The following is a 3601-nucleotide window of genomic DNA, read 5'->3' on the forward strand; positions in this document are numbered from 1 at the left end:
GAGCTGGCCGCCGCCTACCGCGCCGCGCACGAGGACTACATCCGGCGCCGCGACGAGATCGAGGAGCTGACGGGCTTCCCCAGCGCCGGCGGCATGCCCGACCGGGTGAAGTGCCTGCACGTCCTGGTCGCCCACTCGCTGGCCGCCGGTCCCGGCGTGAACCCGCTCGGCGACGAGGCCCTCGCCATGCTGCCGGAGTGGTGGCGCAAGGGCTCCTGCGTGGCCCTCGCCGGTGAGGAGTGCGGACGGTGACCCGGGTCGCCGCCATCGACTGCGGTACGAACTCCATCCGCCTGCTGGTCGCCGACTGCGACCCGGTGACGGGCGAACTGGCGGAGCTGGACCGCCGGATGACGATCGTGCGGCTCGGCCAGGGTGTCGACCGCACCGGGCGGCTGGCCCCCGAGGCGCTGGAGCGGACGTTCGCCGCGTGCCGCGAGTACGCCGCCGTCATCAAGGAGTACGGCGCCGAGCGGCTGCGCTTCGTGGCCACCTCCGCCTCCCGGGACGCCGAGAACCGGGACGACTTCGTGCGCGGGGTCGTGGACATCCTGGGCGTCGAGCCCGAGGTGATCAGCGGGGACCAGGAGGCCGAGTTCTCCTTCACCGGCGCGACGAAGGAGCTGACCGGGCACGACCACCTGGAGCGGCCCTTCCTCGTGGTGGACATCGGCGGCGGCTCCACCGAGTTCGTCGTCGGCGAGGAGCATGTGCGCGCCGTCCGCTCCGTCGACGTCGGCTGCGTCCGGATGACCGAGCGGCACCTGGTGGTGGACGGCGCGGTCACCGACCCGCCCACCGAGGAGCAGATCGCGGCGATGCGCGCCGACATCGAGGCCGCGCTCGACCGCGCCGAGGAGACGGTGCCGCTGCGCGAGGCGCGCACCCTGGTGGGCCTGGCCGGTTCCGTGACCACGGTGTCGGCGATCGCGCAGGAGCTGCCGGAGTACGACTCGGCGGCCATCCACCACTCCAGGATCTCCCGGGACAGGGTCCGCGAGATCACCGACTGGCTGCTGCGCTCCACCCACGCCGAGCGCGCCGCCGTGCCGTCCATGCACCCCGGCCGGGTGGACGTGATCGCCGCGGGGGCGCTCGTCCTGCTGGCGATCATGGAGCGGATCGGCGCCGAGGAGGTCGTGGTGAGCGAGCACGACATCCTCGACGGGATCGCTCATTACGCGGCGAGCGAGGTGCGTTGAGGGGCATCGCCCGGCGGTGCCGGTGTCGGGCGGGGCGTCACCGGTCCCGGTGGACGTCCCGCCGGTCGCCCACCTCGACGACGAGGACGACGAGTTCGCCGTCGTCGATCTGGTGGGCGACCCGGTAGCTTCCGACCCGGAGCCGGGAGAGCACCGAGGGGCCGGTGAGCTTCTTGACGTCGGCGTCCTGGCGGTACGGGTCGTCGCCGAGCGCGGTCAGCGCCGTCAGGATGCGCATGGCATCGGGCCGGCTGACGGCCCGGAGCTGCCGCTGCGCCGCCGCGGTGAACCGGAAGGCGTACTTCACGCCGCCTCGCCGTCCTGCTCGGCGAACAGGTCCGCCAGCAGTTCCGGCATCGTCACGGTGGGGCTCCCTCGGCCAGCACCGCTTCGGCGTCGCGCGCCAACATCACGTCGGCCGCTTCCTCCAGCGCTTCGAAGTCCGAGATCGGAACCACGGCCGCCACCGGGTGCCGTTGCGGGTGATGACGGTCGGAACGCCCTCCTCCGCCCGGTTGATGTGGTCCGCGAGGGGCGCGCGGGCTTCCCGTACGGACACGGTGTTCTCAGTCATGAGTCCGGAGTACGCGTCAGCGTGTACACAAGGGGAGAATCTCGGGGGGCGCGCGTTCGCGGGCGACCCTCGACGGCACCGCGCGGCCGGTGTGCGAGGGCCCTGCCCGCGCCCGCTCGATCGGCGCCCACCCCCTGGTCAGAGGCCTCTCCTGAGCGGTCCGTGACCCCGTTTGAGCGGCCTTCCGGGCCGCACGGTGACGCCTCGTCGGCAAAGTTCGTGAAGTTCTTCACAAGGATTTCGGTCCTCGGGAGCCGTCAAACGCCTTCGGTTGCCCCGTTCGGGGGGTCGACTTGCCTTTGAACGTGTTCAGAACAAGGGGTGGGGCGCCTTCGAATCGCGCGCCCCGCGCCCTGTTTCCGACGGCTCACGATGCCCCCGCTCGCTCAGAGAGGCAGCTCACGCGGCATTGACAACGGCGAGTGGGGTGTCACGGTTCCCGCACTTAGACATGATCTAAGTCACGCGGGCCGGGGAGTGTAGCACAGGCGTTGTCAGACCTTGTGAAGGGGCGCACGAGGTACCCCCTCCGACCGGGTGGATACTCGATGGCATGAGCACCACGGAGCGTCCCAGGATCCTCGTAGTAGGCGGTGGGTACGTAGGCCTGTACGCAGCTCGGCGCATTCTGAAGAAGATGCGCTACGGCGAGGCGACCGTCACGGTCGTCGACCCCCGGTCGTACATGACCTACCAGCCCTTCCTCCCCGAAACCGCCGCCGGCAACATCTCCCCGCGACACGTCGTCGTCCCGCTGCGACGCGTGCTGCCCAAGGCGGAGGTCCTCACCGGCCGGGTCACCACCATCGACCAGGACCGCAAGGTCGCCACGATCGCCCCGCTCACCGGCGAGGCGTACGAGCTGCCCTTCGACTACCTGGTCATCGCGATGGGCGCCGTCTCCCGCACCTTCCCGATCCCCGGCCTCGCCGAGCAGGGCATCGGGATGAAGGGCATCGAGGAGGCCATCGGCCTGCGCAACCACGTGCTGGAGCAGCTCGACAAGGCCGACTCCACCACCGACGAGGAGATCCGCCGCAAGGCGCTCACCTTCGTCTTCATCGGCGGTGGCTTCGCCGGCGCCGAGACCATCGGCGAGGTCGAGGACATGGCCCGCGACGCGGCCAAGTACTACCGGAACGTGTCCCGCGAGGACATGCGCTTCATCCTCGTCGACGCCGCCGACAAGATCCTCCCGGAGGTCGGCCCGAAGCTGGGCGCCTACGGCAAGGAGCACCTGGAGAGCCGCGGCGTGGAGGTCTACCTCTCCACCTCGATGGACTCCTGCGTCGACGGCCACGTGGTGCTGAAGAACGGCCTCGAGGTCGACTCCAACACGATCGTCTGGACGGCGGGCGTCAAGCCGAACCCGGCCCTGTCCCGCTTCGGCATCCCGCTCGGCCCCCGCGGCCACATCGACTGCGAGCCGACGCTCCAGGTCAAGGGCACGGACTACGTCTGGGCCGCCGGCGACAACGCCCAGGTGCCGGACCTCGCCGCCCGCAAGGCCGGCGTGGAGAACGCCTGGTGCCCGCCGAACGCCCAGCACGCGCTGCGCCAGGCCAAGGTCCTCGGCGACAACGTGGTCTCCGGCATGCGGGGCTTCCCGCAGAAGGAGTACAGCCACGCCAACAAGGGCGCGGTCGCGGGTCTCGGCCTGCACAAGGGCGTCGCGATGATCGTCATGGGCAAGATGAAGATCAAGCTCAAGGGCCGTCTCGCCTGGTACATGCACCGCGGCTACCACGGTCTGGCCATGCCGACCTGGAACCGCAAGATCCGCGTCTTCGCGGACTGGACGCTCGGCATGTTCCTCAAGCGCGAG

At 70.5% G+C, this 3601-nt stretch carries 4 protein-coding genes and 1 pseudogene; 3 read left to right on the forward strand and 2 right to left on the reverse strand.

Features of this window, described 5'->3' with window-relative positions; all coding sequences use genetic code 11:
- Both CCN42_RS29355 and CCN42_RS29360 read left to right on the forward strand, forming a co-directional pair.
- The coding region (locus CCN42_RS29355; RefSeq protein ID WP_143662049.1) for a DUF501 domain-containing protein at window positions 1-252 on the forward strand (252 nt) is incomplete at its 5' end.
- Complete coding sequence (locus tag CCN42_RS29360; RefSeq protein WP_086740147.1) at window positions 249-1202, forward strand: Ppx/GppA phosphatase family protein; 954 nt, start codon at window positions 249-251, stop codon at window positions 1200-1202. The genes CCN42_RS29355 and CCN42_RS29360, both read left to right, overlap by 4 nt.
- Window positions 1203-1239: 37 nt before the next feature.
- Here CCN42_RS29360 and CCN42_RS29365 read toward each other — a convergent pair whose 3' ends face one another.
- Both CCN42_RS29365 and CCN42_RS29370 read right to left on the reverse strand, forming a co-directional pair.
- Window positions 1240-1509 carry a type II toxin-antitoxin system RelE family toxin gene (locus CCN42_RS29365; RefSeq protein ID WP_086740149.1) on the reverse strand — a complete coding sequence of 90 codons (270 nt, stop codon included), beginning with the start codon at window positions 1507-1509 and terminating at the stop codon, window positions 1240-1242.
- Window positions 1506-1776: pseudogene (locus CCN42_RS29370) on the reverse strand (type II toxin-antitoxin system Phd/YefM family antitoxin). Before CCN42_RS29370 ends, CCN42_RS29365 begins: the two are co-directional and overlap by 4 nt.
- A gap of 553 nt (window positions 1777-2329) precedes the next feature.
- On the opposite strand from CCN42_RS29370, the gene CCN42_RS29375 reads away from it, so the two are divergent.
- Window positions 2330-3601: NAD(P)/FAD-dependent oxidoreductase (locus tag CCN42_RS29375; RefSeq protein WP_245877524.1), on the forward strand; the 1272-nt coding region annotated here is incomplete at its 3' end.

The organism is Streptomyces glaucescens (assembly GCF_002154375.1).
In the GTDB taxonomy this organism is placed as follows: Bacteria; Actinomycetota; Actinomycetes; order Streptomycetales; family Streptomycetaceae; genus Streptomyces; species Streptomyces glaucescens.